23 protein-coding genes are annotated in these 22,837 nt (G+C 55.7%); 5 read left to right on the forward strand and 18 right to left on the reverse strand.

What is annotated here, in order from left to right; all coding sequences use genetic code 11:
- Positions 1–63: 63 nt before the first annotated feature.
- The 18 genes from ACEWZM_RS12190 to pcaF form a co-directional block, all read right to left on the reverse strand.
- Entirely contained in the window at positions 64–849 is a 786-nt protein-coding gene (locus tag ACEWZM_RS12190) for a TIGR02186 family protein (RefSeq protein ID WP_414008026.1), read from the reverse strand.
- A 97-nt stretch (positions 850–946) separates the two neighbouring features.
- Entirely contained in the window at positions 947–1,870 is a 924-nt protein-coding gene (locus ACEWZM_RS12195; RefSeq protein ID WP_414006682.1) for a sulfite exporter TauE/SafE family protein, read from the reverse strand.
- A 238-nt stretch (positions 1,871–2,108) separates the two neighbouring features.
- A complete protein-coding gene (locus ACEWZM_RS12200; RefSeq protein ID WP_414006683.1) occupies positions 2,109–3,074 on the reverse strand; it encodes an ABC transporter permease in 966 nt (321 codons plus the stop codon).
- Positions 3,074–4,168 (reverse strand): ABC transporter permease, encoded by a 1,095-nt coding sequence (locus ACEWZM_RS12205; RefSeq protein ID WP_414006684.1) that lies wholly within the window; start codon positions 4,166–4,168, stop codon positions 3,074–3,076. Before ACEWZM_RS12205 ends, ACEWZM_RS12200 begins: the two co-directional genes overlap by 1 nt.
- Entirely contained in the window at positions 4,169–5,698 is a 1,530-nt protein-coding gene (locus ACEWZM_RS12210) for an ABC transporter ATP-binding protein (RefSeq protein ID WP_414006685.1), read from the reverse strand.
- A gap of 198 nt (positions 5,699–5,896) precedes the next feature.
- Complete coding sequence (locus ACEWZM_RS12215; RefSeq protein ID WP_414006686.1) at positions 5,897–6,892, reverse strand: BMP family lipoprotein; 996 nt, start codon at positions 6,890–6,892, stop codon at positions 5,897–5,899.
- Between the two features lie 129 nt (positions 6,893–7,021).
- Complete coding sequence (locus ACEWZM_RS12220; protein WP_414006687.1) at positions 7,022–7,486, reverse strand: GNAT family N-acetyltransferase; 465 nt, start codon at positions 7,484–7,486, stop codon at positions 7,022–7,024.
- Between the two features lie 14 nt (positions 7,487–7,500).
- Positions 7,501–8,097 carry a tRNA (adenosine(37)-N6)-threonylcarbamoyltransferase complex dimerization subunit type 1 TsaB gene (gene tsaB / locus ACEWZM_RS12225; protein ID WP_414006688.1) on the reverse strand — a complete coding sequence of 199 codons (597 nt, stop codon included), beginning with the start codon at positions 8,095–8,097 and terminating at the stop codon, positions 7,501–7,503.
- Complete coding sequence (locus ACEWZM_RS12230) at positions 8,087–8,650, reverse strand: NifU family protein (RefSeq protein ID WP_414006689.1); 564 nt, start codon at positions 8,648–8,650, stop codon at positions 8,087–8,089. Before ACEWZM_RS12230 ends, tsaB begins: the two co-directional genes overlap by 11 nt.
- A 165-nt stretch (positions 8,651–8,815) precedes the next feature.
- Positions 8,816–9,271: a universal stress protein gene (locus tag ACEWZM_RS12235; RefSeq protein ID WP_414006690.1), complete on the reverse strand. Its 456-nt coding sequence runs from the start codon at positions 9,269–9,271 to the stop codon at positions 8,816–8,818.
- A gap of 86 nt (positions 9,272–9,357) precedes the next feature.
- Entirely contained in the window at positions 9,358–10,224 is an 867-nt protein-coding gene (locus ACEWZM_RS12240) for a branched-chain amino acid aminotransferase (protein ID WP_414006691.1), read from the reverse strand.
- Between the two features lie 130 nt (positions 10,225–10,354).
- Entirely contained in the window at positions 10,355–11,122 is a 768-nt protein-coding gene (locus tag ACEWZM_RS12245) for a Phenylacetic acid catabolic protein (RefSeq protein WP_414006692.1), read from the reverse strand.
- 58 nt (positions 11,123–11,180) lie between these two features.
- Entirely contained in the window at positions 11,181–12,254 is a 1,074-nt protein-coding gene (locus ACEWZM_RS12250; protein ID WP_414006693.1) for a 2Fe-2S iron-sulfur cluster-binding protein, read from the reverse strand.
- A 10-nt stretch (positions 12,255–12,264) separates the two neighbouring features.
- Positions 12,265–12,738 carry a 1,2-phenylacetyl-CoA epoxidase subunit PaaD gene (gene paaD / locus ACEWZM_RS12255; RefSeq protein ID WP_414006694.1) on the reverse strand — a complete coding sequence of 158 codons (474 nt, stop codon included), beginning with the start codon at positions 12,736–12,738 and terminating at the stop codon, positions 12,265–12,267.
- Between the two features lie 95 nt (positions 12,739–12,833).
- Positions 12,834–13,595: a 1,2-phenylacetyl-CoA epoxidase subunit PaaC gene (gene paaC / locus ACEWZM_RS12260; protein WP_414006695.1), complete on the reverse strand. Its 762-nt coding sequence runs from the start codon at positions 13,593–13,595 to the stop codon at positions 12,834–12,836.
- A complete protein-coding gene (gene paaB / locus ACEWZM_RS12265) occupies positions 13,595–13,879 on the reverse strand; it encodes a 1,2-phenylacetyl-CoA epoxidase subunit PaaB (RefSeq protein WP_414006696.1) in 285 nt (94 codons plus the stop codon). Before paaB ends, paaC begins: the two co-directional genes overlap by 1 nt.
- 59 nt (positions 13,880–13,938) lie before the next feature.
- Positions 13,939–14,916, reverse strand: a complete 978-nt coding sequence (paaA, locus tag ACEWZM_RS12270; protein WP_414006697.1) for a 1,2-phenylacetyl-CoA epoxidase subunit PaaA — start codon at positions 14,914–14,916, stop codon at positions 13,939–13,941.
- Positions 14,917–14,939: 23 nt separating this feature from the next.
- A complete protein-coding gene (gene pcaF, locus ACEWZM_RS12275) occupies positions 14,940–16,142 on the reverse strand; it encodes a 3-oxoadipyl-CoA thiolase (RefSeq protein WP_414006698.1) in 1,203 nt (400 codons plus the stop codon).
- Between the two features lie 485 nt (positions 16,143–16,627).
- Here pcaF and ACEWZM_RS12280 point away from each other — a divergent pair, with 485 nt between their 5' ends.
- The 5 genes from ACEWZM_RS12280 (at position 16,628) to ACEWZM_RS12300 (ending at position 22,781) form a co-directional block, all read left to right on the forward strand.
- Positions 16,628–18,721, forward strand: a complete 2,094-nt coding sequence (locus tag ACEWZM_RS12280; protein WP_414006699.1) for a 3-hydroxyacyl-CoA dehydrogenase NAD-binding domain-containing protein — start codon at positions 16,628–16,630, stop codon at positions 18,719–18,721.
- 1 nt (position 18,722) lies between these two features.
- Positions 18,723–19,898, forward strand: coding sequence for an acetyl-CoA C-acyltransferase (locus tag ACEWZM_RS12285; RefSeq protein ID WP_414006700.1), 1,176 nt, complete (start codon positions 18,723–18,725; stop codon positions 19,896–19,898).
- Positions 19,899–19,994: 96 nt separating this feature from the next.
- Positions 19,995–21,194 (forward strand): acyl-CoA dehydrogenase family protein, encoded by a 1,200-nt coding sequence (locus tag ACEWZM_RS12290; protein WP_414006701.1) that lies wholly within the window; start codon positions 19,995–19,997, stop codon positions 21,192–21,194.
- Positions 21,191–22,336 (forward strand): acyl-CoA dehydrogenase family protein, encoded by a 1,146-nt coding sequence (locus tag ACEWZM_RS12295; RefSeq protein WP_414006702.1) that lies wholly within the window; start codon positions 21,191–21,193, stop codon positions 22,334–22,336. Before ACEWZM_RS12290 ends, ACEWZM_RS12295 begins: the two co-directional genes overlap by 4 nt.
- Before the next feature lie 40 nt (positions 22,337–22,376).
- Entirely contained in the window at positions 22,377–22,781 is a 405-nt protein-coding gene (locus tag ACEWZM_RS12300; RefSeq protein ID WP_414008027.1) for a PaaI family thioesterase, read from the forward strand.
- Positions 22,782–22,837: the final 56 nt, after the last annotated feature.

Raw genomic sequence — 22,837 nt, forward strand, 5'->3', positions numbered from 1 at the left:
ATCAGAAAATTGGCTCCGCGCCCGTCCTGGGCGGAGCCGCTCAAGACGCGGCGGCCACCAAGGTCAGCTGTTGCGCAACAGGCGGAAAGCAGCTGAGGCGCCCCATCCCGCTGCAATGGCAATGGCAAGTGACATCAGCCCGTAGAGAAAGGGTTGTTCGCGTGACAGAGTGTAGAGAAACCTCTCCAACCCGACTTTGCGAACATCAATGCTCGTTTCATATTGCGCCACGACGGAGCCGCCCCGCGTCAGCAGGATGCGTGTGCGGTAAGCGCCTTCAGTTAGGTCAGCGGGCATTTTGATCGCAGTACGAAACAGGGTCTGCTGATCGACCGCAACAGTGTTTTCTCGTAGCGAGTATAGGCTGTTGTCAGCGCGGATCCTCATAACCGCTTCGGCGAACTGTTGCGCGCCGCGGATATGCATTCCAGCCCCTACAGAGCGGATCGCACGTGCTACCGACACGCGATAACGGAGATCTTCGGTGTCGTTTAGTATTTGAGACAAAGGAGCGCTTGTTGCTACCGCATAGAAGCTAGGGGCGGAGTCTACCAATACACTGTCGGTATTGATCCAGATGCCCAATTTTTTCTCTTTGCGGCGGACCATCACCGGTGACGCGGGTCCAGACACAGCAACAATTACCTCCAGCGGATCGTCCTGTGGAATAGGTGCCTCGCGCTTTACTGCGCCGAAGATGAGGATCTCGGATCCGTCAAAATTAGCTGTGATGGCGACGCGATCCTGGCTGAGGCCTAACACAACCTCTTCTTTCGGGCCGGTTGAATGCTGCTCGGTGTCTGTCACATTTGAGGACGTCTGAGCCCAAGCGGCCTGAGCGATGGGCATGAGAAGAAAAGCGGCAGCACAAGCAATATGGCACAGGCGGCCAATACTGGAACGCAATGGCGACATGTAGCGGGAAGGGGCGGTGCGACGGGACATCTCAGTGCCCTCCTTCGCTGCCAAGTGAATAAAGTTCGGACGGCATAAGCAGCAGATCCAGGCCTAGCTTGATACAGACGACCAGGACCATCAGAGCGAGCAAGATGCGCAGCTGCTCAGCCTTAAGGTAGACACCGATACGGGTGCCGATTTGAGCACCGATCACTCCACCGATCAGCAAGAGAACGGCGAGGACGATATCCACGGTATAGTTTGTCGTTGCATGCAGCATTGTGGTGAATGCAGTCACCAAAATGATCTGAAACAGGGATGTGCCAACGACGACCTTTGTGGGCATGCCCAGAATGTAGATCATCGCCGGTACCATGATGAAGCCACCGCCCACGCCCATGATCGCCGCAAGGATACCAACCAAGACGCCGACGATCAGGGGAGGGATCACAGAGATGTACAGACCCGAAGTGCGGAACCGCATCTTAAATGGCAATGAGTGAACCCAGCCGCGTTGGCGACGAGCTGCAGGCCCTTTACCGCCTGATGCCTTCGATTTTCGAATCGCATTCAGGCTTTCGATGAACATGAGCCCGCCGACGACACCAAGGAAGACGACGTAACAGAGTTTTACCAGCAGATCGACCTGACCAAGCGCCTTGAGGTAGTTGAAGACCACAACCCCAACTGCCGCGCCGACGAGACCGCCAGCCTGAAGGACAAGCCCCATCTTTATGTCGACGGTTTTTCGCCTGAAATGTGCGAGAACACCAGAGAAGGAAGAAGCGACGATTTGATTGGCCTCGGTCGCAACAGCAACAGCCGGCGGTATGCCGATGAAGAACAAGAGTGGCGTCATAAGGAAACCGCCGCCAACACCAAACATGCCTGACAAGACGCCGACCATGCCGCCAAGCCCTAAGAGCAGGAATGCGTTGACCGAAACCTCGGCGATGGGAAGATAAATCTGCATATGAGTGTTAGACCGCAGCACTTCCGTAAAATCAACTGTCTATGCCGCTATGCAGAAAACAGGACTGACTGTGATCGGAAAACTGGACCTATGAATACGGATAATTGCTTTCAATAGGCGCGATGCATGACACAGCAAGAAAGCGGGCTGCTCTAAATTGAAAACGCCCGGACAAAACCGGGCGTTTGCTGGTTTCTTTCGTATAGTCCTTGCGGACGGTGCGTGTCGCCTCTAGCGATCAGCGTTCTTTGACGTACGGTTCCCCACCTGCCTTTGGAGGAACGGCCTTGCCAACAAACCCTGCCAGGATCACCACGGTCAGAATATATGGCAATGCGTCCATCACCTGAACGGGAATTACAAAGGTTCCGATTTCAATATTCTGAAAGCGCAACGCCACGGCTTGCAACAAACCGAACAGCAGGCAGGCACCGAGTGCGTGCCATGGTCTCCATTTCGCGAAGATCAGCGCGGCCAGAGCAATAAAGCCGCGACCGGCAGTCATATCCTTAACAAAACCAGCCTGGAGAGCCGTCGCAAGATATGCGCCTGCAATACCGCAGAGCAGGCCACAGATCATCACAGCAGCATAGCGCAGGCCGACAACTGAAACACCTGCAGTGTCTACAGCGGCAGGATTTTCTCCCACTGCGCGCAGACGCAGGCCAAAGCGTGTGCCAAACAGAACCCACGCTGTGGCGGGCACGGCCAGAAACGCCAGGTACACTAGTACAGAGTGGCCTGATAGAAGCTCACTATAAATCGGCCCAAAAACCGGTACATCTGCCAGTGTCTCCGCAAATGGCAGGTTGATCGGTTCAAACCGACCGCCGGAGAAAAGCGAAGGTGTTCTGCCGCCCTGTTGAAACCAATCCTGCGCAATCAGGACTGTCATGCCTGCGGCGAGGAAATTGATTGCGACACCGGAGATCAGCTGATTCCCACGGAAAGTGATAGAAGCTAGCCCGTGCAACCCGCTAAGCACTAAAGAAGACGCGATACCAGCGAGTAGGCCGAGCCAGACATTGCCGGTAGCTGCAGCGACAGCCGCCGAGAAGAAGGCGGCCATCAGCATTTTGCCTTCGAGGCCAATATCAAAGATTCCGGCACGTTCTGAGAAGAGGCCTGCGAGACAGGCCAGCAGCAAAGGCGTTGCTAGACGAACAGTGCTGTCGAGCACTTGGATGAGTGTCAGGAAATCCATTACGCTTTCCCCCGACGCAGAGCGAGGAAGATCCGCTCTAGCGGTCCCCGTACCATATTGTCTAATGCCCCAGTAAACAGGATCACCAGTGCCTGAATAACGACAATCAACTCGCGTGGAATGCTGGTCCAGAGCGCGAGTTCAGCACCACCTTGATAGAGGAATCCAAATAGGATCGCCGCCAGAAACACGCCAAAGGGATGGCTCCGCCCCATAAGAGCAACGGCGATACCAATAAAACCAGCGCCTTCGGTGGAGTTGAGTACCAGACGCTCGGCTTCGCCCATCACATTGTTGGTCGCCATCATGCCCGCAAGACCGCCGGATATCAGCATGGCAATCATGGTGATCTTGACCGGCGAGATCCCGGCATACAATGCGCCGTGTTCCGAATTGCCATAAGCCCGGATTTCGTATCCGAGTTTGGTTCTCCAGATCAGCAACCAGACTGCGATACAGGCGGCAACGGCGACGAGGAAGCTGACATTTGCAGGCGCGGCTTTGGAAAACTCAATTCCGAGAGGTGCCAGAATTTCATGGAGTGAGGGCAGATGGACCGCTTCAGAAAAACGGGCCGTTGCCGGATCCATTGAGCCCTCTGGGCGCAGTAGGTTGACCAATACGTAGTTCAATACTGCTGCGGCAATGAAGTTGAACATGATGGTCGTAATCACGATGTGGCTCCCGCGTTTTGCCTGTAGGTAAGCCGGGATGGCGGCCCAGGCTGCGCCAAAGAGCGCGGCGCCAAGGCTGGCAAAAATCAGGGCCAGTGACCAATGCGGCCATGGGATATAGAGGCAAACCAATGCAACCCCTAAGCCACCAAGCATAGCCTGGCCTTCACCACCGATGTTGAACAGCCGCGCATGAAAGGCCACCGATACAGCAAGACCGGTGAAGAGGAAGTTAGTGGCATAATAGAGCGTATAGCCCCAGCCATAGGTGGATCCCAAGGCACCGGAAACCATCAGTTTCACAGCGGCAATCGGGTCCTCGCCAATACCAAGAATAACCAGGGCAGACAGAATTGCGGCCAACATGAGGCTGATCAGAGGGATCAGCACTACATCGGCCCATTTGGGCATTTTATCCATTTACGCGGCCTCCCCCGCGACGCCGGCCATCAACAGGCCCAGCTCTTTCTCATCGGTTTGATCAGCAGGGCGTTCACCCATAATCATTCCGTCAAACATCACGGCAACACGGTCGGCAAGCGACAGGATCTCTTCCAGCTCAACAGAGACCAGAAGGATGGCTTTGCCCTGATCGCGTAGCTCCACGATCTGTTTGTGGATATATTCGATAGCACCAATATCGACGCCACGTGTTGGCTGACCGATCAACAACAGGTCTGGGTTCCGCTCGATCTCACGGGCGACGACGATTTTTTGTTGATTGCCGCCGGAGAAGTTCTTGGCAGCAAGCCAAGGATCAGGAGGACGTACGTCAAACTTGGCCATCTTCGCCTCAGTATCGGCGCGCAGAGCGGCATTGTTCATGAGCAAACCGCGCTGGTACTCGGGCGCGTGGTGGTATCCAAACGCCACGTTTTCCCAAGCGTGGAACTCCATAATCAAGCCTTCACGCTGCCGATCCTCGGGGACATGAGCCACATGGGCTGCGCGGCGGGCACGGGCATCGGATCCAGCGCCGGAAAGGGGCAGTGGCGAGCCGTTGAGGCGAATGGTGCCCTTACCTTCGCGCATGCCACCCAGTACTTCCATCAGTTCGGATTGCCCATTACCGGCAACGCCCGCAATTCCAAGGATCTCGCCAGCCCTTACTGTTAGATCAATATTCTTGACCCGCGAAACACCAGCCTCGTCAACAACGCTGAGGTTTTCGATCTCCAGGATTGGTTTGCCGGGTGTAGCCGGGATCTTGTCCACTTGTAGGAGGACCTTGCGGCCGACCATCAGTTCGGCCAAATGTTCAGGGCTGGTTTCGGCAGTTTTCACGGTTGCGGTCATCTGCCCGCGTCGCATAACCGACACCGTGTCAGTATATTCCATGATTTCGCGTAGCTTGTGCGTGATCAGGATAATCGTTTTACCCTCAGTGCGAAGGCGATCAAGAATACGAAACAGCTGGTCGGCTTCAGCTGGTGTCAGCACACCTGTTGGTTCGTCGAGAATTAGAATGTCGGCCTGACGGTATAGAGCTTTCAGGATCTCGACACGCTGTTGCATACCGACGCCGATTTCATCGATGCGCGCGTCTGGGTCAACGTTCAGCTCATACTCAGACGCTAGGTTTTTGAGTGATTTTCGGGCCTTGCTAAGCGAGGGCTTCAATAGCCTGCCATCTTCGGCACCCAGAATGATATTCTCGAGCACCGTGAAATTTTCGACCAGCTTGAAGTGCTGGAAGACCATCCCGATACCAGCTGAGATCGCGGCTTGGCTATCGGGAATTTCGGTACGTTTCCCGTGAATCCAAACCTCGCCTTTATCGGCTTTGTAAAATCCGTAGAGGATACTCATCAACGTTGATTTGCCAGCGCCGTTCTCGCCGATGATCCCATGGATCGTGCCGGGGGAAACACGGATTGAGATATCCTTGTTGGCCTGAACCGGTCCGAAGGCTTTGGAAATGCCTTTTAATTCAATTGCTGGTGCCGTCATTCGGGCTCCCCTTATTCGTCCTGGATCGGTCGGTATTAGCCCGAGCGGAGGCGGCGGGCAGTTAGTGGCTGCGACTTAACCGGCCTAGGAAAAACCAAACCCGGAGGCGGCAAAGGCGCAGCCTCCGGGTAATGTGAAACCCCCGGTCGCCATCGTGATCATAACAAGATCAACATGGGCCGGGGGACAGTCTAGTGCTTAGAAGGACAGAACCGGGCAGCTGTCATCCGACATATAGTCATGAACGGTGATTTCGCCGGTTGCGATCTTGGCTGCGGCATCATCTGCTGCCGCTTGCATATCTGCAGTGATCAGCGGTGCATTGTTGTCGTCCACTGCAAAGCCGACGCCACCATTGGACAGACCCATAACAGAGAAACCGGCTTCCAAATCAGTGCCGTCAGTGAACGCTTCGAAAACAGCGTTATCAACACGCTTGGTCATGGAGGTCAGAACTTTGCCTGGGTGCAGGTGGTTCTGGTTGCTGTCCACCCCGATCGACAGGATGCCTTCGTCGGCTGCGGTTTGCAGAACGCCAACGCCGGTGCCGCCTGCTGCTGCATAAACTACGTCAGCGCCCTGGCTGATCTGAGCCTTGGTCAGTTCGGAACCTTTGACCGGGTCATTCCATGCTGCCGGAGTGGTTCCGGTCATATTCGCAATCACGGTCGCATCGGGGTTCGCTGCTTTCACACCTTCGGCGTAGCCGCAGGCGAATTTGCGGATCAGCGGGATATCCATGCCACCAATGAAACCAACCGTGCCTGATTTGGAGGCTTTGGCTGCAAGCATACCGACGAGGTAGGAACCTTCGTGCTCGTTGAAGACCACGGAGCGGACGTTTGGAGCGTCAACAACCATATCGATAATGACGAATTTAGTATCCGGGTAATCGCCAGCGACCTGACCCAGTGCGTCTGCGAAGGCAAAACCGGCCATAACGATCGGGTTGGCACCTGCCTCAGCAAAGCGGCGCAGCGCTTGTTCACGCTGTGCTTCGGACTGCAGTTCGATCTCACGGAAGCTTTCGCCAGTTTCCTCTGCCCAACGCTGCGCACCGGCAAAGGCGGCTTCGTTGAAGGATTTGTCGAATTTGCCGCCCAGATCGAAGATCAGCGCCGGCTCTGCCATTGCAGCGCCTGCTGTAAGCGCTACTGCGGCCGCAGCGCTCATCAGGGATTTCATCAGGGTCATAGGGGTACTCCCACTTTGTTGTTCTTGATGCGGCCAGTTTGACCGCCCCAACCCACGTGTTATTAAAAAGGTGCGACAATTTAGGCCGTAGCCTGCGGAGAGGGTCAACCGTTTTTTGACCTTTTGGTGTTATTCTGCGGTCTGGGCCTTGCGTAAATCGACAGACATGAGCACTGCGTCCACTGCTGACGTATTTTTACGGGGGTAGTAGCCTCTCCGACGCCCGCTCTCTGCGAATCCATACGACAGGTAAAGTGTGCGGGCGATCTGGTTGTCTGCTGCGACTTCAAGAAACCCTTCGGTTGCGTTGCGGGCCATTGCAGCATCTTGCCAGTTTTTCAGAACTTTGCCCGCCAATCCTAGCCGTTGGTGATCGGGATGGGTTGCGATGGTCAATAGTTCGGCTTCCCCAGCTACAACGCGACCTAGCGCAAAGCTGCGCGGATCACCAACGGCGTAGGTAAATGGGCTGTCGAGTAAGGCATCGAACTCTGCCGCTGACCAGGGACGTCCCTGCGTGAACGCCGCATGGTGGGTACGATCCATGTCTTCGGGCGATAGGCCCTCCGGGTGGTTTTTCGATTTTGTCATCATGGAAAGGACGAGTGTCAGCTATCGATAAGGGGCGGTGGCGTATCGCGGGCCGGTGCGGCATCAGCGGTTCTGAGATATAGCGGGGCCGGAGCGGTAGTCTCGATCTGATAGCGGCTAGCAGCGACGCGTGCGATCATATCGGCTATATCTGGCGGGGTTGCTTCGACGGTAAGAGCCAGGCCATGGGTTGCCGCCACCTTCTCGGCTTCGGCAAGCGGTATCAGGCAAGGTTTGTCACCGGGTGGACATACATAGGCCTGTTCTCGTGGCGCTGGCACCGCTGCAAGTGTCCCGGTTTTTTTACGTGCTTCAAACCCGTTGACACCTATGGCGGGGATATCCAGTCCAAGAGCAAGCCCGCGCGCAGCGGAAACGGCTATACGGATTCCAGTGAAATTTCCTGGTCCGATACCCACGCCTAAAGCATCAAGATCTGACCAGCTTGCACCACCGTCCGCCAGAACCTCTTCAAGCAATGATATCAAACGTTCGGCCTGTCCGCGCGCCATAGTTTCACAGGCGGAAGCGAGGATTTGATCCCCCCACAACAAAGCGGCCGCGCAATGCGCGGCCGATGTATCAAATCCCAAGATCAGGGCGTTAGACGGCAACGGGTCGGACCTCGGTTACTTCGGGGATGTAGTGGCGTAGCAAGTTTTCGATCCCCATCTTGAGCGTCAGTGTAGAAGAGGGGCAACCGGCGCATGCGCCTTGCATATGCAGGTAGACAACGCCGCGATCAAATCCGTGGAATGTGATGTCGCCACCGTCCTGGGCCACTGCTGGGCGCACTCGGCTGTCGAGTAGTTCCTTGATCTGGTTTACGACTTCCCCATCTTCGCCGGTGTGTTCCGCATGACCGGAGTTCTGCTCTCCGCCTTCGGAAATCACCGGCTGTCCTGACTGGAAGTGCTCCATCACCGCGCCCAAAATGGCGGGTTTGATATGGTCCCACTCGACCTCGTCCGATTTTGTTACGGTGACGAAATCATTGCCGAAAAACACGCCGGTCACGCCGGTTACAGCAAAGATGCGTTGTGCCAGGGGTGAGGTGCCTGCGGCTTCCGCAGTTGGGAAATCGGCGGTACCCATTTCCAGAACGGTCTGGCCCGGCAGGAATTTCAGCGTCGCCGGGTTGGGCGTGGATTCTGTCTGAATGAACATGTCGGGCCTCCTTAAAGCGTGCCAGAGATATGCGCTTCCGGTCTGCTTAAGTCAAGATTTGGAACGGTTCTAAATGCGAAAACCCTTTCGGGCGCAGCTCGCATATCTTGTTGAACCCATATTCAAAGGGGCAAAGATCAAGTCTTGCTGGCAGGCAGAAATCGATCAGGTGATCGCTTCCAGTTTTTCTTTTGAAAGGTCTCCAGGCACGATTGTGATTGGAACCGGCAGGCTGCCTGATGAGCGGCTCAATTGGGTTACAAGCGGACCGGGTCCCTTGCGATCATCGCCAGCACCAAGCACCACAACACCGATTTCAGGGTCACATTCAATCTGGGCAATGATCTCAGGCACAACCTCGCCTTCGCGGATTACGAGCTCTGGTTCGATACCCTGACGATCACGCATCCATTTAGCAAAAACTTCAAAATGAGCATGTATCCGTTCGCGGGCCTCTTCACGCATGACCTCGCCGACGCCAATCCAGTGATTGAACTCATCGGGTGGAATCACGGAAAGGATCTCGACCCCGCCGCCAGTTTTGGCTGCGCGCATAGCGGCAAACCGCATGGCGTTTAGGCATTCGCGGCTGTCATCCAATACCACAAGAAATTTGCGCATATTGACCCTCTGATTGTTTCGGTTAGATCATGGCGCAAGCGATCCCGCTGCGCAATAGACCTACACGTGACGTTAAGCTTGGACTATCAGCTATGGCTGCTGGTCGCCCAATCCCAGTAAAGCTCGCGGGTCCGCTTTGCGATTGGCCCGATTTGATATTGGCAGTCGTCAAAGGCCGTGACCGGGGTCACCTTACTCATGTTACCGGACACGAAGATTTCATCAGCTTGGTCGAAATCTCGATAGCCAAGCACAGTTTCATGAACAGTGATCCCATCGGCGCGCAGGTTCGCGATGTGGCGGGCTCGGGTGATGCCTGCGAGGAACGTACCGTTGGCGATAGGAGTAAAGACCTCACCATCACGCACCATGAAGATGTTCGCTGTGGCAGTTTCGGCAACATTACCCATAGCATCCAACGCCAGCGCGTTGCTGAACCCCTTCGCTCGCGCCTCTCGCAACATACGGGCGTTGTTAGGATAAAGGCAGCCTGCCTTGGCATTGACGACAGCGCTTTCCAAGATAGGCCGCCGGAAAGTGGTGCGCGTCAAGGTTGCCGAGGCCGCTGGCGAGGCCATTGGGATTTCCTCTAGGCACAGTGCAAATTGAGTGCTGTCCGGCTCGGGTGCGATCATTGTGGAATCGCCGCCAGTTGCCCAATACATTGGGCGAATGTAAACAGCGGCTCCGGGAGCGAATTGAGACAGGCCCTCTTTGCTGATGGCCACCATATCCTCAACGCTCATTGTTGGGGCCATCATTAGTGCATCTGCAGAGGCATTGGCGCGGGCACAATGCAGATCCAGATCGGGCGTGACGCCATCAAACAACCGTGCTCCATCAAAGACAGATGACCCGAGCCAAGCGGCGTGGTCTGCAGCCTTCATTATGGCTACGTCACCGTCGTGCCAGCTACCGTTGAAATAGGTGCGAATGGTCTTGCTGATCGCCATGTCAGGCCTCGTTTCATTGGTGTGCTGAATTGAGGCGAGCCTAGGGATCAGTGGGTCAGCCGTCCAGACCTTTTCCAGCCGTTTTGATCAGCGCAAACTACCATGTTTTTTGGATGCTATTTTGCCCGGATCAACCGGGATCCGGGGCATCTAACCCCAACTCTCGCAGGCTCCCGCGCATCTCGCTTTGCCAACGGGCGCGCAGCTCTGCGTTGCTTCGTTGACGCAGGCCAAAAGCGCAAAGAGTATCGAATTTTTCTGACGTATCAGCACCAAAGCTGATGGCCACGCGTGGCCACCAGTATTGGATAGCGTCCTGCAGCATGCCTATATCGGCTTCCTGTACCAGTCTTGACATGCCTTCATGTGCGAGACGCGCGTGATGCGCTTCAACCGGAGCAATGGCACGAAATGCTTCGGCCAACGGTTGGTATGAAACCATGGATAGCTCTGCCAGTTGTACTGCAACGGCGCGGCCCATCAGCAGATTCATAACGACGGCATCGGCCCAGCCTTCAAGGGGGTAATTGAATACTGCAAGACGGCGGTCGTGCTTTGATCGTGCTTGATCAAGTCCTGCCTCACGCTCTAACCGGGCGGTCCAGGGGTGGTGGTCAACATAGCGTTCAGTGTCGGCCCCGAAGTCTCCCATGACCTGCAAAACCCGGTCGGCGTTTGAGGTTTTTTCCAAAACGATCCGGGCGGCGGCCATGCGCGATTTGATGCCCGGACCTTCATTGATTATGTCGACAAAACCCGCAGCACCGGCCAGCGCGCTGTCGACAAAACTGGCCATGATTGTCATCAATTCGGCGCGATAGCGTGGGGGAACATTTGTGGGATTGCTGAGAACGCCACCTGCCGCCAGGTAGGTCTCAATGCTCATCTCGTCATTCATGCTTTTTTTCCCTTGTGTCTTCGGCTGCGCGCCGGTGATTACTCGGCGGCCATTTGGACTACTGATCGTAGTCCACAATCACCCGGTCGCTGATCGGGTAGGCCTGGCAGGACAGTACATAGCCTTTTTCGACTTCGTAGTCCTCAAGCGCGTGATTGGCGACCATCTCGACATCGCCTTCAATGACTTTGCAGCGACAGGTGGAGCACACGCCCGCTTTGCAGGCATAGGGGGCATCCATGGCATTGTCCAATGCAGCATCAAGAACTGTTACGTCTTTGGACATCTCAACCGTTTGGGTCGCGCCATCGAGCGTAACCCTGAGTGTGGTTTGCTGTCCTTTGCCTGCATCACCAGTTGCTGTGGCCTTGCGTTTTGCGCGGCCCGGTTGGGCCGAGGCGAACAGTTCGAACTTGATCTGGCTGTCGTCCAGGCCTGCTGCCCGCAGGGCGTTGGCAATACCTAACATCATGGGTTCTGGCCCGCAGATAAAGGCTGTGTCCGTCGATTCGATATCGATCCAATGCTCGATCAACTGAGCGCATTTCTCTTCGGTAACTAGACCGGTGAACAGATCGATTTCCTGCGCATCGCTTTCCAGCACGTGAATCAAATTGAGGCGGCCCATGTAGAGGTTTTTTAGATCCTCCAGCTCCTCCCGGAACATGATCGTGTTCACGCCTTTATTTGCGTAGACGAGCGTGAAGGAGGCGTTTGGCTCGCTCGACAGTGTTGTCTTGAGGATCGACAACACCGGAGTAACGCCGGAGCCGCCCGCGAAACCCAGGTAGTGTTTTTCAGACGCAGCATCGAGCGCTGTGAAGAAGTTGCCCATGGGCGGCATTGCCTGAATGGTGTCACCGGGTTTTAGGTCGGTATTGGCCCATGTCGAAAACGCTCCGCCATCTACACGCTTAATACCAACTTGCAGGATACCTTCGTCTCGCCCCGCGCAGATTGAGTAGCTACGACGTAGCTCTTCGCCATCAAACTTGCGGCGAAAGGTCAGGTATTGCCCCTGGGTGAAGCCGAATTCATCCTCAGATCCTTTCACGGGTTTTAGGGTGACAACAACCGCATCGCGAATTGTTTTACGGATGTTGGTAACTTCTAGGTCGTGAAAGCGCGCCATCAGGGGCTCCTCAGATGCACTTGAAATAATCAAAAGGTTCGAGGCAATGCTGGCAGCGCCAGTGGGCCTTACATGGGGTCGAGCCGAATTGGCTGACCTTGGTGACACGTTTGCTGCCGCAGTTGGGGCATTTTTCCGGACCGCCGACGGTTTGAGGTGGGGCTATGCCATAAGTCTCTAACTTGGCGCGACCTTCCTGCGAAAGCCAGTCGGTCGTCCAAGCGGGCGAGATCTGGGTTCTCAATCTTAGGTCGGTGATACCGCGGTCGTGTAGGGTTGTTTCGATGTCCATGTTAATAATCGCCGTAGCGGGGCAGCCGGAGTAGGTGGGAGTGACTGTTACCACCAGGGTATCGTTGTCCCAGGAGACATCGCGAATGATCCCAAGATCCACCAGTGATATCACTGGGATTTCTGGATCCGGTACTGCGTGAAGCCACTCCCAAACCTGGCTGATACTTGGCTGAGTTGGCATTGGGCTCATGTGGTTTGTCCTTGCTGCGCCCCATCCGTCTGTGAGGCCGGGTTGCGCTCTCCCGCTCACAAGGTGGGTAAATCCTTAGGTTTGTGATCGTGGGTTTACCACGCGGCGCCGGGATAGGCCCGCTGGAGCCATTGCATCTGTGTTAGCAAATGGCCCAGGTGTTCCGTGTGCATGGCGCCGTTGCGCCCGCCCTTGTGGGCAAAGCGGCTTTCCGGAATGGTCAGCGTGGCCTCACTCAGAACACGGGAAACCAGCGCATCATACTCATCGCGCAAGATCGATGGATCGGGCGCGATGCCCGCCTTTACCATTTCATCATCCACGTCATCGGATTGAAACATCTCGCCTACATAAGGCCAGAGATAATCCAGCGCTTCCTGCATCCGACGATGGCTTTCTGCGGTACCATCTCCGAGGCCGACCACGGTGCCGGCAGAACGTTCCAAATGATAAGCAACCTCTTTCGAGGCCTTTTCGGCAATGGCCGCGACACGCTCATCCGAGGATTTCATCAGGCGGCCCAGTTGGATCGAATGCCAGGCATCAAATAGGAACTGGCGCATCAGAGTACGGCCGAAATCAGCATTCGGCACTTCCGTTAGCAACACATTGCGGAAATCCCATGCGTCGCGCAGAAAAGCCAGATCATCTGCTGATTTACCCGCTCCTTGAACGTCGGCGGCTAGATCAAGCCACAGTCGGGTCTGGCCGATCATGTCCAGTGCGATATTCGCCAGAGCAATATCCTCTTCCAATGCAGGTGCGTGGCCGCACCATTCACTGATCCGGTGGCCCAAGATCAGGGTATTGTCCCCCATTCGTAGTAGGAACTGGGTAAAGGCTTCGTCCCTCGTCATCACATTGCTCCCACTTCGTCGGGAATGTCGAAAAAGGTCGGGTGACGGTAGACCTTTGACTCTGACGGCTCGTACAGAGGACCTTTGTCGCTGGGCGAGGAGGCTGCGATATTGTTCGCTTCGACCACCCAGATCGACACGCCTTCATTGCGACGGGTATAGACATCACGAGCGTTTCTGATCGCCGTTTCAGCGTCAGGGGCATGCAGGGAGCCGACGTGGCGGTGGCTCATTCCATGTTGTCCACGGATAAAAACTTCCCAGAGGGGCCATTCATTTTTCATGTCTCAAATCCTCCTGGCTGAGGGGCGCAATCGCTGAAGCGGGCGCAAGAATTTTTAGGCTATTCGGCAGCGTGTTTCTGCGCGGTTTTCTTTTTTGCGTGAGCCAGCAGGCCGTCGCGAACCCAAGCGCCGTCTTCCCAGGCATTGTTCCGTGCAGCGAGGCGATCGGTGTTGCAGGGGCCATTGCCTTTGATCACCTCAAAAAACTCGTTCCAGTCAGGGTCGGTGTAGTCATAGTGGCCGCGTTCGTCGTTCCACTTTAGATCCGGGTCAGGAACTGTCAGGCCAAGGTATTCCGCCTGTGGGACGGTTTGGTCGACGAACTTCTGACGCAACTCATCATTTGTGTTCATCTTGATCTTCCAGGCCATCGACTGGGCCGAGTGAACTGAGTCCTTATCGGATGGGCCGAACATCATCAGCGACGGATACCAGAGGCGGTTCAGCGCATCCTGAGCCATCTTTTTTTGTTCGGGCGTACCTTCGGCCATTTTGCGAATGGCATCATAGCCCTGACGCTGATGAAAGCTCTCTTCCTTGCAGACGCGAATCATTGCGCGGGAGTAAGGGCCGAACGAAGTGCGCTGAAGCGGCACCTGATTCATGATTGCAGCCCCATCAACAAGCCAGCCCACCGCGCCGATGTCGGCCCAGTTCAGTGTTGGGTAATTGAAGATGGAGGAATACTTCATGCGGCCATCAAGCAGCATTTCAGTCATCTCGTCGCGGGATACGCCCAGCGTCTCTGCCGCACAATAAAGATAAAGGCCATGACCCGCTTCATCCTGCACCTTGGCCAGCAAGATCGCTTTACGCTCCAGCGTAGGCGCGCGGGTGATCCAGTTGCCTTCGGGCAGCTGTCCGACAATTTCGGAATGAGCATGCTGCCCGATTTGGCGGATCAATGTTTTGCGGTAGCCTTCAGGCATCCAGTCTTTTGGCTCAATCTTCTCGCCAGCATCGATGCGAGCCTGAAAGGCAGCCAGCTGATCCGGATCGTCCTGGGTCGCCTCGGATTTAACCATCTGTGCATACATGTCTGGGACCTCCTTAGGGCTTTCTAAACGCGTTCTAGGATCAGGGCAGTGCCCTGACCGACGCCAACGCACATTGTACAAAGGGCATACCGGCCGCCGGTACGCTGCAATTGGTAGGCGGCGGTCAGTACCAGTCGCGCACCGGACATGCCCAACGGGTGACCAAGTGCAATCGCGCCGCCATTGGGGTTAACATGGGGTGCGTCATCCGCTACGCCAAGTTCACGCAGTGTTGCGAGACCTTGGCTGGCAAAGGCTTCATTCAGTTCGATCACATCCATTTGTTCAATGGTCAGACCAGTACGGGCCAGTAGCTTTTGAGTAGCTGGCACCGGGCCAATCCCCATAATACGCGGCTCGACCCCTGCGGCTGCCATGCCGACAATACGGGCCATTGGCTTCAGGCCGTTTTTGGTGGCTGCAGACTCGTTCGCCATCAAGATCGCCGCAGCACCGTCATTGACGCCAGAAGCATTGCCGGCGGTTACGGTCAGATCGGGGCCGTTGACGCCCTTAAGATTAGCTAGTTTTTCCGCCGATGTACCAGGGCGGGGATGCTCGTCAGTGTCGACGATCAGAGGATCGCCTTTGCGCTGTGGTACTGACACTGCTGTGATTTCATCGTGAAAGAGGCCTGCTTCATGTGCGGCGGCCCAGCGGGCTTGACTGCGCGCGGCAAAGGCATCTTGGTCTGTGCGGTTGATACCATAGGTCTCAGCCACATTGTCGGCAGTTTGGGGCATTGAGTCGGTGCCATACATGGCCTGCATCTTCTTGTTCACAAAACGCCAGCCGATCGTAGTGTCATAGATCTGATTTGCGCGACTAAAGGCCGAGGTGGCTTTGGGCATAACAAAAGGCGCGCGCGACATGCTTTCCACGCCGCCTGCAATTGCCAACTCATAGTCGCCAGCCTTTATGCCGCGAGACGCCATGCCGACGGCATCCATTCCTGATGCGCAAAGCCGGTTGATCGTGGTGCCGGGTACAGTCGTGGGCAGGCCTGCAAGCAAGGCGGCCATGCGGGCTACATTGCGGTTGCTTTCACCTGCCTGATTGGCGTCGCCATAGATGACATCATCAAGGCTGCCCCAGTTAACCTCGGGGTTGCGCGCCATCAGTTCCGCAATCGGCAGAGAGGCTAGATCATCGGTGCGCACCTGACTTAGGGCGCCACCGTAGCGACCGATGGGAGTGCGAGTTGCGTCGCAGATGAAAGCATCCATGGTTATGCGTCTCCAAATCGCGGCAAGAAATAAGCCGACCATATAGTCGGGGATACGCTGTGAAGTGATTCTGAGCAAGAGACGTGTAACTGAAATATTCAATTCTGTATAACTATGTAACGTATTTTTGGTTTGGCTATCACTGTATCAAAAACATGCAGTAGGGCTGATCTATCTCGCGGCAACGGGCCCAAGTCAGGCATATGATCATCATCGTCTGAACATCACGGGACGCACCGTCACTGGAAATCCACAGATAGTATAGCTTGGCAAGCTGCGGTTTGGCCCGGCATGATGGGTCTTGTCAGCCAGCGAAGCCCGATTTAGTGTCTACGTTAATTTGCGGAACTTTATTCCGCACTGCGAAATATGTGATGTCTGTGCTCTCGTATCAGTCTGGCGCATGAAGCGAATTATGGCTTCTCGCCTATTGCTGTAAAAGTGACGCGACCTGATCTGCACAACCCGCAAAAAAGGAAAGATCCATGACTGAAGCCATTGTTTACGAGCGGATCGGCGATATTGCTGTGCTCAGCGCACAGAACCCACCGGTGAATGCACTTAGCATCGACATGCGGCGTGGGCTTCTTGCAGGGATCGAGCGCGCCGAAGAGGAAGGTGCGCGTGCGGTACTGATATATGGTGAAGGGCGGACCTATTTTGCGGGCGCAGATATCCGCGAGTTCGGAAAGCCGATGGTAGCCCCTGTGTTGCCGGATCTATGTAACCGCATCGAGGCGACCAAGTTGATCGTTGTCTCTGCCTTGCATGGCACTGCGCTGGGCGGCGGATTGGAGGTTGCGCTTTCTTCGCATTATCGGATCGCAGTGCCGGGCGCAAAGATGGGGCTGCCAGAGGTGCACCTCGGTGTCATACCGGGCGCGGGCGGTACTCAACGTTTGCCACGTATCGCTGGGATCGACGCCGCTTTGGAGATGATTACGACAGGTCGCCCTATTTCTGCTGCTGATGCGTTGAACAAAGGCGTCATTGATCGTGTTGCAGAAGGTAGCCCGCGTGAAATCGGCCTCGCCTATACACGCGAGTTGCTGGAGCAAGGCGCACCGCGCCGCCCGGTCTGCTATATGCCGTTGCCAGATCCAGTGGATTTTGATGACACATATGAAAAGGTTCTTGCGCGTGGCCGTGGGCAATTGTCTCCGGCAATTGCCGTGCGTGCTGTTCAAGCGGCTTGGGAGGCGGAGAGCTTCCTAGATGGGGTGCGGCAGGAACGCGAATTGTTCATGCAGTTGATGGAAACCGATCAGCGGCAAGGGTTGATCCACGCATTCTTCTCTGAGCGTGCTGTCAGCAAATTGCCCGAGCTGACTGAGGTAACGCCACGCGATATCGCATCGATGGGGGTCATAGGCGGCGGAACCATGGGCGCGGGTATAGCAACCACCGCACTGTTGTCTGGTTTGTCCGTCGTATTGGTAGAACGTGACGACGATGCATCGGCAGCGGCACGCGACAGGATTGAAGGGAATCTTAAGGGAGCGCTGAAACGAGGTAAAGTCGATCAGGCGCAGCTTGAATCGATGACCGTCGAAGCGCTGACAATAGCGACAGACTACGCAGATCTTTCGGAAGTTGATCTCGTGGTCGAGGCTGTTTTTGAGGATATGGCCGTCAAACGCGAGGTGTTTGCCGCGCTGGATGCCCATTGTAGGCCCGGTGCCATCCTTGCCAGCAACACATCTTATTTAGATATAAACGAAATTGCCGCCGCGACCAGTCGGCCACAAGACGTGATTGGGCTGCATTTTTTCTCTCCAGCGCATGTCATGAAATTGCTTGAGGTCGTAGTTGCCGATCAGACTGCCCCTGAGGTGGTCGCGAGCGGGTTTGCCCTTGGCAAGCGGCTGAAGAAAATCTCAGTACGTTCAGGCGTCTGTGATGGATTTATCGGCAACCGGATCATGAACAGCTATCGAAGAGCCGCTGACTATATGGTTCTGGACGGCGCATCGCCCTACCAAATCGATAAGGTGATGACCGAGTTTGGCTTTGCGATGGGGCCGTTTGCGGTGGCTGATCTGGCCGGGCTGGACATCGGTTGGGCTGCCCGCAAGCGTCGTGCACCAACGCGGAATCCTAGGGAACGTGTCGTGCAATTTTCAGACATGCTTTGTGAAGGCGGTGATTTCGGGCAAAAAACGGGCAAAGGGTTTTATGCATACGAAGCTGGAAAACGTGGGGGGAGCGCCAACCCGCAGGTGGCAGAGTACATCAAGCGTGATCAGCGCGATCAGAGTGTGACACCAAAGAGTTTTTCCAACGAGGATATCCTGCGACGCTATATGTGCGCGATGGTCAATGAGGCTGCCAAAGTGGTGGGTGAAGGGGTAGCCCGACGCCCCTTGGATGTCGATATGGTGCTGTTGTTCGGTTACGGCTTTCCACGATTTTGGGGCGGCCCATTGAAATGGGCGGATTTGCAGGGACCGGCAGCAATCCTCGACGATATCCGGCGTTACGCAAAGGAAGATGCGTTCTTCTGGCGGCCAGCCCCATTGCTGGAGCAGCTGGTGAATGAGGGGCGTATTTTTGATGACCTCAACCGAGAGGTCACCTGATATGAAACAGGCAGTTATTGTTTCGACTGCCCGCACTGGTTTGGCCAAGTCATTTCGCGGGTCATTCAATCAGACCCACGGTGCCACGTTGGGTGGGCATGTTGTTTCAGCCGCAGTCGAACGGGCGGGCCTAGACCGCGGTGCAATCGAGGACTGCATCATCGGCTGTGGATTTCCTGAAGGGGCCACCGGCCACAATATCGGACGTCAGATTGCCTTTCGTTCTGGGTTGTCGCAGACGGCAGCGGGTATGACGATAAACCGGTTCTGTGCGTCAGGCCTCCAGGCTATCGCTTTTGCCGCACAGCAGATCACCGCCGAAGGCACGGGCCCGATGGTAGCAGGTGGCGTTGAGAGCATCTCCATGGTGCAGCCAAATGTAACGCAGGTGCAGGATCCTTGGCTGCAAGAGCACAAACCTGACGTCTACATGGCGATGATCGATACTGCGGATATCGTTGCAGATCGCTATGGGATCAGCCGAGAGGCGCAGGATGCCTATGGATTGCGAAGCCAGCACCGGATCGCGGGGGCGCAGGCTGCTGGAGTGTTTGACGATGAAATTGTCCCCATGAATGCTGTCATGGCCATCAAAGACAAAGACACAGGTTTCATCAGCACTCGTGAGGTGATTGTGGATCAGGATGAGTGCAGTCGTCCAAAGACCACATTGGGCGGGCTGGCAGAGTTGGAACCTGTACGCGGCGGCGGTAAGTTCGTTACCGCAGGCAATGCCAGTCAGTTGTCAGACGGTGCGGCAGCCGTCGTGATGATGGAGGCCGACGAGGCGAGCCGCCAAGGTTTGAATCCAATGGGAGCCTTTCGGGGGTACTGCGTCGCGGGCTGCGCGCCTGATGAAATGGGTATCGGCCCTGTACATGCTGTGCCGCGTTTGTTGCAGCGCCACGGGCTAACTGTCGCGGATATCGATTTGTGGGAGCTGAATGAGGCTTTCGCAAGTCAGGCGCTTTATTGTCGCGATCACCTGGGGATCCCCGACGAGATCTGCAACGTGAATGGCGGTTCGATTGCGATTGGCCACCCTTTTGGCATGACCGGTGCCCGGATGGTTGGCCATCTGCTGCATGAAGGGCGCCGACGCCGCGCTAAGCTTGGCGTCGTGACCATGTGCGTAGGCGGCGGCATGGGGGCCGCAGGTTTGTTCGAGATCTACTGATCAACGGAATGCCTGTAGGGGCGTTTTATGCCTGTCTTGAGGAGCAGGCGGCGAGCACAAAGGCAGCATTGACTAGCACGAGGAGGTGCGTGGCAAATGGATCTGAACTATTCAGCTGAGGAACTGGCCTTTCGTGACGAGGTGCGCGTATTTCTGGAGGCAAAGCTGCCACAAGATTTGTCAGAAGCCGTGCGACAGGGCAAAGGGATGTGCAAGGATAAGCACGATCGCTGGCATAGCATTCTGAACGAACGCGGTTGGCTGGCGCCCACTTGGCCGCAAGAACACGGCGGATGTGGTTGGAACGCGGTCGAGCGCCACATCTTTGAGGAAGAGTGCTGTCGCGCCCATGCGCCACGTATTGTTCCATTTGGCCTGACCATGCTGGCACCGGTTCTGCAACAGTTCGGTTCCGATGCTCAACGAGCGTACTTCCTGCCTCGGATTCTGTCGGGCGAACACTGGTGGTGTCAGGGTTACTCGGAACCCGGGGCCGGATCCGACCTGGCCAGCCTACGCACCCGAGCGGTTCGCGATGGCGATCATTATATAGTCAATGGTCAGAAAACATGGACCACGCTTGGGCAATACGCCAACTGGATTTTCTGTCTGGTCCGCACGAACCCCGAGGCCAAGCAACAGGAAGGGATTTCCTTTCTGCTGATCGACATGAACACGCCGGGCATCGAAGTGCGCCCTATTGAGCTGCTGGATGGGACCCATGAGGTGAATGAGGTGTGGTTCACTGACGTTCGTGTCCCGGTAGAGAATTTGGTCGGTGAGGAAAACAAGGGGTGGACATATGCCAAGTTCTTACTGACCCACGAGCGGACAAACATCGCGGGCGTGGGCTTTAGTCAGGCGGGGCTAGAGGCTGTGAAACGTTTGGCGCGTCAGCAATTGCATCGCGGACGCCCATTGCTCGAAAATCCGCATTTTGCTGCACGAGTGGCGCGAGCGGAAATCGATCTGATGGCGATGTCCACAACCAACCTTCGTATTATTTCAGCCGCCGCAAAAGGTCAGGCGCCGGGTGTCGAAAGCTCCATGCTGAAGGTGAAGGGCACCGAAATACGGCAAGAGATCAATGATCTTGCTCGCCGCGCAGCAGGGACCTATGCGCTGCCCTTTGCTTCCGAAAGTGTCGCAGGCGACAACAGTGAGCTCGCACCACCGGACGGTAGCGAAGCGGTAGCGGCGCAGTATTTCAACAACCGCAAACTGTCGATCTTTGGCGGCTCTAACGAGATCCAGAAGAACATTATCGCCAAGGTGTCGTTGGGAGGTCGGTCATGAATTTCCAACTGACCGAAGAACGCCGGATGTTGCAGGATAGTTTGCGTCGGTTTCTTGCGGATCGGTACACTGTAGCCGTTCGTAAGGATTCCATTGAAGACCCTTCGGGATACTCCGTTACGATCTGGAAGCAGCTTGCTGAACTTGGCGTGCTCGGGGCATTGCTGCGGCCTGAGGTTGGTGGATACGGTGGTGAGGGGTTCGATATCGCCACAGTATGTGAGGAATTGGGGCGGGCTGGCGTTGTTGAGCCAGTGCTTGATAGTATTGTGCTCTGCGGCAGCCTGCTGAGCCCATCTGGTGACAGTGCGTGTTCCACGCGTGGTCAATACCTACTTGATCAACTTATTGCCGGAGAGATGCAGCTCGCCTTCGCCCATGCGGAGCCGACCAGCAGATATGATCGGCATTGGGTCGAAACCAAAGCTGTAGAAGACGCCGATGAAATCGTTCTAACAGGGCGCAAGTCCGTCGTGGTCAATGCCGAAACCGCAGATTTTCTAATCATATCAGCTCGCGAAACGGGGGCTGCAGGTGATAGCGATGGTGTTTCACTGTTCCTACTTGATCCGGACACAGTAGGTCTGCGTATGCAAGGCAGCGCGTTAATGGCTGGAGGCCGCGCCGCTGAGATTGATCTGGATGGCGTCCGTGTATCGCAATCCGCGCGCCTTGGCGTACCAGGCAAAGCTGCTGGTCGCATAGAAACAGCGCTTGCCCGTGCAGAGGTAGCACTTGCGGCGGAGACGCTTGGGGCAATGGAAACGGCTACACGTTTGACAATGGACTACCTAGCAACCCGACAGCAGTTCGGGCGGCGGATTGGCACATTTCAAGCCTTGCAGCACCGCATGGCCGAGATGCTGATTGAGGTCGAACAAGCACGCTCTGCAGTGATTAATGCGGCAGGGCATCTTGAAGATCTTCCAAATCTAAGGAATCGCCAAATCGCTGCAGCGCGCAATCTTATCTGTCGTACCGGACGCCGAATTGCAGAGGAATCGATCCAGCTACACGGCGGTATTGCGATGACAGCGGAATACGAATTGGCGCATATCGCAAAACGGATTGTACTTGCGGAGCACCGTTTCGGTGATGCAGATACTCAGTTGGAGCGGTTCATTGACCTCTCAGCGGCCTAATCCTGCAATAGCGAAGAGTACATCAGCTAACGATCCATCTCTGGATCGGAAGAAGCGGGTAATCAACGATCCCGGCTGTCAGCAGTTGGTTGGATATCGCACGGAGATTGATGCACAATCGGGTCTTTGCTGTGTATCGCTGGATCTTGCGCCGCAGCACAAGAACCGCAACGGGTTGTTGCATGGGGGTATCGTAGCAACACTCATGGATGTGGCCTGTGGGAATGCGGCGTCTCAGTATTTTGACCCAGAACTCCATCCTCCAGTGGTCACTGTTTCCCTAACCCTCTCATATGTAGCGGCAGCCCGTACAGGTCGGGTTATGGCCTCCGCAATAATCTCGGGAGGTGGTAGGTCTCTCGCCTATGTAGCGGGTGAGCTGCTGGACGATAATGATGATGTCCTTGCCACGGCAAGTGGCGTGTTCAAGCGGATATCAAGCTGATGCATCATTGCGGGGTTTGTTCCCCATGTTGCGTTAGATCTTAGGTTTAGTTGAAT

The sequence above is a fragment of the Phaeobacter cretensis genome (assembly GCF_047372505.1).
In the GTDB taxonomy this organism is placed as follows: Bacteria; Pseudomonadota; Alphaproteobacteria; order Rhodobacterales; family Rhodobacteraceae; genus Phaeobacter; species Phaeobacter cretensis.

Bases quoted from the DNA above. Each gene is read 5' to 3' on its own strand.
- ACEWZM_RS12190 (WP_414008026.1), bottom strand. From the start codon at position 849: ATGCCCATCGCTCAGGCCGCTTGGGCTCAGACGTCCTCAAATGTGACA.
- ACEWZM_RS12290 (WP_414006701.1), top strand. From the start codon at position 19,995: ATGGATCTGAACTATTCAGCTGAGGAACTGGCCTTTCGTGACGAGGTG.
- ACEWZM_RS12285 (WP_414006700.1), top strand. From the start codon at position 18,723: ATGAAACAGGCAGTTATTGTTTCGACTGCCCGCACTGGTTTGGCCAAG.
- ACEWZM_RS12250 (WP_414006693.1), bottom strand. From the start codon at position 12,254: ATGGCGCGCTTTCACGACCTAGAAGTTACCAACATCCGTAAAACAATT.
- ACEWZM_RS12195 (WP_414006682.1), bottom strand. From the start codon at position 1,870: ATGCAGATTTATCTTCCCATCGCCGAGGTTTCGGTCAACGCATTCCTG.
- ACEWZM_RS12280 (WP_414006699.1), top strand. From the start codon at position 16,628: ATGACTGAAGCCATTGTTTACGAGCGGATCGGCGATATTGCTGTGCTC.
- ACEWZM_RS12230 (WP_414006689.1), bottom strand. From the start codon at position 8,650: ATGTTCATTCAGACAGAATCCACGCCCAACCCGGCGACGCTGAAATTC.
- ACEWZM_RS12215 (WP_414006686.1), bottom strand. From the start codon at position 6,892: ATGACCCTGATGAAATCCCTGATGAGCGCTGCGGCCGCAGTAGCGCTT.
- ACEWZM_RS12200 (WP_414006683.1), bottom strand. From the start codon at position 3,074: ATGGATTTCCTGACACTCATCCAAGTGCTCGACAGCACTGTTCGTCTA.
- ACEWZM_RS12205 (WP_414006684.1), bottom strand. From the start codon at position 4,168: ATGGATAAAATGCCCAAATGGGCCGATGTAGTGCTGATCCCTCTGATC.
- pcaF (WP_414006698.1), bottom strand. From the start codon at position 16,142: ATGGATGCTTTCATCTGCGACGCAACTCGCACTCCCATCGGTCGCTAC.
- paaA (WP_414006697.1), bottom strand. From the start codon at position 14,916: ATGTATGCACAGATGGTTAAATCCGAGGCGACCCAGGACGATCCGGAT.
- paaB (WP_414006696.1), bottom strand. From the start codon at position 13,879: ATGAAAAATGAATGGCCCCTCTGGGAAGTTTTTATCCGTGGACAACAT.
- paaC (WP_414006695.1), bottom strand. From the start codon at position 13,595: ATGACGAGGGACGAAGCCTTTACCCAGTTCCTACTACGAATGGGGGAC.
- ACEWZM_RS12295 (WP_414006702.1), top strand. From the start codon at position 21,191: ATGAATTTCCAACTGACCGAAGAACGCCGGATGTTGCAGGATAGTTTG.
- paaD (WP_414006694.1), bottom strand. From the start codon at position 12,738: ATGAGCCCAATGCCAACTCAGCCAAGTATCAGCCAGGTTTGGGAGTGG.
- ACEWZM_RS12245 (WP_414006692.1), bottom strand. From the start codon at position 11,122: ATGAATGACGAGATGAGCATTGAGACCTACCTGGCGGCAGGTGGCGTT.
- ACEWZM_RS12240 (WP_414006691.1), bottom strand. From the start codon at position 10,224: ATGGCGATCAGCAAGACCATTCGCACCTATTTCAACGGTAGCTGGCAC.
- ACEWZM_RS12220 (WP_414006687.1), bottom strand. From the start codon at position 7,486: ATGATGACAAAATCGAAAAACCACCCGGAGGGCCTATCGCCCGAAGAC.
- ACEWZM_RS12210 (WP_414006685.1), bottom strand. From the start codon at position 5,698: ATGACGGCACCAGCAATTGAATTAAAAGGCATTTCCAAAGCCTTCGGA.
- ACEWZM_RS12235 (WP_414006690.1), bottom strand. From the start codon at position 9,271: ATGCGCAAATTTCTTGTGGTATTGGATGACAGCCGCGAATGCCTAAAC.